The organism is Streptomyces brasiliensis, assembly GCF_014647875.1.
GTDB classification, from domain to species: domain Bacteria; phylum Actinomycetota; class Actinomycetes; order Streptomycetales; family Streptomycetaceae; genus Streptomyces; species Streptomyces brasiliensis.
Genome location: NZ_BMQA01000163.1, coordinates 1 through 4,539, shown reverse-complemented (window position 1 = coordinate 4,539; position 4,539 = coordinate 1). Strand labels below are relative to the sequence as shown.

Annotated in this window: 4 protein-coding genes; all 4 read right to left on the bottom strand. The window is 68.5% G+C overall.

Annotation, left to right across the window (positions count from 1 at the left end):
• Nucleotides 1-209 precede the first annotated feature (209 nt).
• The 4 genes from ku to IEZ19_RS49125 all read right to left on the bottom strand — a co-directional run bounded on the left by ku (nt 210) and on the right by IEZ19_RS49125 (nt 3,669).
• On the bottom strand, nt 210-830 hold the full coding sequence (gene ku / locus IEZ19_RS49140; RefSeq protein ID WP_268248802.1) for a non-homologous end joining protein Ku: 621 nt from the start codon (nt 828-830) through the stop codon (nt 210-212).
• A gap of 26 nt (nt 831-856) precedes the next feature.
• On the bottom strand, nt 857-1,015 hold the full coding sequence (locus IEZ19_RS49135) for a DUF6207 family protein (protein WP_189317854.1): 159 nt from the start codon (nt 1,013-1,015) through the stop codon (nt 857-859).
• A complete protein-coding gene (locus IEZ19_RS49130; protein WP_189317853.1) occupies nt 1,012-1,548 on the bottom strand; it encodes a GNAT family N-acetyltransferase in 537 nt (178 codons plus the stop codon). The genes IEZ19_RS49135 and IEZ19_RS49130 overlap by 4 nt, the downstream gene beginning before the upstream one ends.
• 423 nt (nt 1,549-1,971) lie before the next feature.
• Nucleotides 1,972-3,669, bottom strand: a complete 1,698-nt coding sequence (locus tag IEZ19_RS49125) for a hypothetical protein (RefSeq protein ID WP_189317852.1) — start codon at nt 3,667-3,669, stop codon at nt 1,972-1,974.
• Between the last annotated feature and the right edge of the window lie 870 nt (nt 3,670-4,539).

Sequence of the window (4,539 nt, the reverse complement as noted above, 5' to 3'; positions counted from 1 at the left end):
CATCCGCTGATCGGCCGCCACTCTTCGACTTTCGCCAAGACGATCAGGTGGGCGCCTACGAAACGGCACTCGACCGGCTGGATGAGGGGTTGAGCCGAGATACGGGAGATCGCCGCCATGGCGGCGATCTCCCGTATCTCGGCTCAACCCCCAACTCAAGCTGCAGGCAGCAGAGTTGATCCCCGCTTACCCTTCGGTGTCGGGTGCAGCTACGAGCTCTGGTCGCGGCGGGCGGCGCGGATGCTCGCCTCCAGAGCCGCCATCAGGTTCAGCGGCGGCTCCCGGGGTACGGCGGGTGCCGCCGGCGTCCTCCCCGAGCTGAGCGCGGCCACGAGCTGGTGGAGGGCCTTGGCGTAATCGTCGTGGACGGCCTGGGCGTCGATGCCCTGCAGTTGACCCAGCAGCACCTCTGCGAGCTCCAGTTCGCGCTCGGTCACCGGCCCGGTCGCGGCGGGTGCCGGCTCACGAATTTCGTCCGGCCAGAAGGCGGTGTGAACGACCAGCACCCCGTGCCAGGGGTACAGGACCGCGAGCCGCTCCCGGGAGCGCAGGGCTGTTCTGGTGATCCCCACCAGGCCGGTGCGGGCCAGCGCGGCGACGAGGACCTCATAGGGCCGCTCGGCAGCGGGGCTGGCCGGGCGGGCGTAGTAGGCGCGCTGGTAGGAGACCGGTTCGACGGTGTCGGACTCGACGAATCCCAGCACGTCGATGACGCGCCGGGAGGGCAGCGGGAGCCGTTCCAGGTCGGCGTCGTCCAGGACCGCCAGGGTGCCGTCCGGCATCTCCACGCCTCGCCCCACGTCGGCCCAGGCAACCTCCTGGTCCAGCACGAGTACGGCCGGCGCTCGCCGCAGGCCTACAGGACGGCTTCCTGGTGGAGGTCCAGGAAGAACCGCAGCCGTACACCGGGCTCGCCAGGCTCGCGGGTCGTACGGTCCGCCGGCGCGATGGCGCACCGCGCTGCGAGCGCTGCCTGCACCGCGAAGGCGGTCTCGCCATCGGCGGCCGCGATCATCTCCGGGGCGTCCAATCGTTGGCGAGGAGGCCAAGGATGGCTTCGTCTGCATATGCGCCGTACACCCAGGCGGAGCGCCGCAGCGTTCCCTCCCGCGTGAACCCGACTCTGGTTGCCGCCGCGAGCATCGGGGTGTTGTCTGTGAGGGTGTCGATCTGCAGGCGCTGCAGTCCACGTACGGCGAATCCGTACTCGCACAGCGTGTGCAGGACATCGACGGCGAGCCCGCGGCCGCGGAATGCCGGGCGCAGGGCGATCCCGATGTGAGCCGTCCGGTTGTGTGTGTCGATCCGCCAGAGCAGGGCCTCGCCGACCAGCTCCTGCGACTCCAGCTCCACAACGGAGAAGCACGCTGCCTCGTCCGACGGCCCGGTCACGGCGAAGGGCGAGTGACCCGAACTTGGTGGGATGGGCCGCCACGGGCGGGAGTCGGCGCGTGACCGTGTGGCCACATCGTCGTACAGCTCGGAGTGGAGAACTGGGACGTCGCTCTCATGCCGGGCACGCAGCCCGATCTTTTCGCCATGTATCACGGGGCTTTGCTATACGAGGGGCCGCAGCCGATCAACCAAGTTTCCCCGGCTGATCCACACAGGTGGCAGTCATAAGAGCCCAGGGAGTGTGAGCGGTTGGGGGGGGCGCGGGCGTTGCGGCGGAGGCCGGCGGCGATGTTGGTGACGTCGGCGATCTTCAGGGCGCCGATGGCCAGGTTGCGCCAGGTGGCCATGGCGCGCGGTGCATTGCCGGTTCCGCGGCGGCCTCGGCGACGTGCCGCCGACGGCGATGACCGAGGTGAGGTCCGCCGGGCAAGGGCGGCCAGCTGGAAGCCGTTGGCGGTGCGCGCCGGGTGAGTATGACCACCGCGCTGACCTGGGGGCGATCACAGCGCGCTCCCCGCCGCCCGGGACGCAGCCGAGAAGCCGTGGCCCGGGCGGGACGCCGATGGGGTGAACCGGTCAGCTCACAGCGATCTTCACCGAGGAGCTGTGCGCGGCGGCGAAGCTGGTCGTCGCGACGGTATGCAGCCGGTAGGTGAAGGTGCCTTTGGTCTTCTCACCGAGGGTGAAGGTGACTTGGCCCGTGCTGGACTGGGGCTTGGAGGCGAGGGTCTTCCAGGCGCCGCTGCGGTATACCTGCAGCTTCACCGTGGCGCCTCTCTCCTTGGAGGAGACGGTGCCGCTGAACTTGACGGTGGCGCCGTGCCTGACTCTGGTGGCGGATGCCTTCAGCGTCACCTTCGGCGACACGGACACCTTGGGGGCGGCCGAAACAGGTTTGGTCCCGGCGGCGGCGACCATGCGCAGGCTTTCGTTCCGAGCGGGCTTGGTGGTCAGCGCAATGCGGCCGTTGCCGTCCGTCGTGCCGGTGGCCACCGTCTTCCAGGCGGTACTGCCTGCCGGCCGGGCCTGAAGCGAGACCGCACGGTACGCCAGCGGGTTCCCGGTGCCCGCGGTGAGCAGGCCGGTCACCTTCACGTTCTGGCCGAGCACCACAGCGCCTGGGGCCGTTGCGGTCAGCTTGTCGGCGGTCACGACCGCCTGGACGGAGGCGGTGCCGACCGCCCCCGTGCTGTCGGTGACCGTCACCGTGACGGTGTGCTTGCCGACCGACCAGGTCGAGGTGTCGAGGCCGTCGCCCCAGGTGGTGTTGATGTGGTGGTAGCCGCCGTTCTGCACCTGGAGCGGCGAGACCGGGTTGTCGCCGTCGGCGTAGGACCGCACGGTCCTACCGTCGACCGCGACCTCCTCCTTGGTCAGCCATACCTCGTAGTACTTGGGGTCGGAAACCATCCTGTTCCAGCCGTACGGCACGGCGGCCGTCCACTCCATGTCCATCGAGTCCGCACCGCCGTAGGCGAGTTGCGGCGAGCTGGTGGTGGCCGTCACGGTCGGGCCGGGCGTGGCCGTGAGCTGCAGCGAGACCGGGGCTGAGCGGTAGCCGTCCTTGTCGACGGCGACGGCCTGGACGACCGGATGGAAGGCCATGGTCGAGTACGTACTGGTGTAGGTGTACGGCGCGGTGTCGTCAGTCGCGCGGGGCTTGTTGCTCTTGGAGAACAGGGCCGTCTCGTAGAAGTCGACGTGGTCGATCGCGGAGCCGCCGGTCGCCGACTGGGCGTCCACGGTGTACGTGGTGGCTCCCCACACGAGCGTGTGCGCCTGTGGGGAGGTGAACACCGCAGACGGATTGGTGACGGTAAGGCTGACAGTGCCCCTGATGGTCTGGGCCGTGGCCCCGGAGCCGGTGTCGTCCGTGGTTTCGGTGACCGTGACGTCCAGGGTGTTGTGGCCGTCCGGCAGATTCCGCGTATCCAGCGTGAAGTAGCCCGTGCCGACGGAGCTGACCGTCACCGAGCTGTAGTTGTCCGATCCGACGCGCGTGGTGTAGGCCGCCTCGCCTGTACCGGCCTCGAAATGGAAGCCTGCGTCGGCCACAGGCGTGAAGCGGACGAGGACGTCACCCCGGTAGGCACCCGAGGCGTCCTGGGTCTCCTGGGCACCGGTGACCAGGTCCGCCTGCTCGACGACGCTCACATCACCGACGACGCCGGTTCCGGAGGGGCCGTCGTCAGCCAGGGCGGGCCCGGCCACGGTGGAGGAGAAATAGAGGGCCAAGCCCAAGGCTGTGGCCGCGCGCAGGGAAGATCGCACCATGGCGACTCCGTAAGAGAGGGAGCGGCGTCAGCCACTCCGGATCACTGAGAAAGGTATACCGTACAGACGTTCCCCGGACCCAGGAACACCGGGGACCACCGGATCGATGAACGCCGAGAGGCACACATCGCTGGCCGTACCCGCAACGTGCCCATAAGACCCGATCTCCCGACGGCCCACGCTGGCACCTCAGTTACGCTGACCTGCAGTTTCTCCCCCAGAGAGGTTCTTAGTCGGCCTCGGACGTCTCGTCCGGGGCCGTTTATGTGAGCGGTGCGTGAGCGGACGGGCCGCCAGGCTCCGAGATCTCGCCCGACGGATCATCACCATTCGGCACGGACACCGGGGCAATCTTCTCCGCGTCGTCGAGCCAGGGATCCGCTTCGGGAGCGAAGTTTTCCGAGGTAGCAGGTCGCCCTCGTCCGCGCCGGAGCCCGCTTCGACCGAGGTCGGCTCGTCGAACACCCCGATGCTCACGCAGCCTGAAGGACTTCAATCAATCCACAGGTCTTGATGCGATGAAGGGGCGAAGTCCCCGCCCTCCGTGGGTGCCTGGGTAGGTCCCAGTTACCTGCTGCGTGACGGCGAAGGAGGCCCTCAGGTGAGCGAGTACAACGGACATCAGTACGTCGGTGTCGACCTACACCGCAGGAGGTCCGTGAGCGTGCGTCAGACCGAGGACGGCGTTCAACTGAGTGCGGTGCGCATCCAGTAGATCCTCTTGAGCGCTGCCTGTTCGTTGGGGAAATGCCCGCAGGAGGCGGTGGCCTTGAGTTCTATTGAAGGCTCCCCTGCCTGAAGGCGGGGGAGTCCCGTCCGGCCTTGCGGCCGGACGCCCCTTGCGGGGCGCCTTCGGGCGTGTGTGGGGAT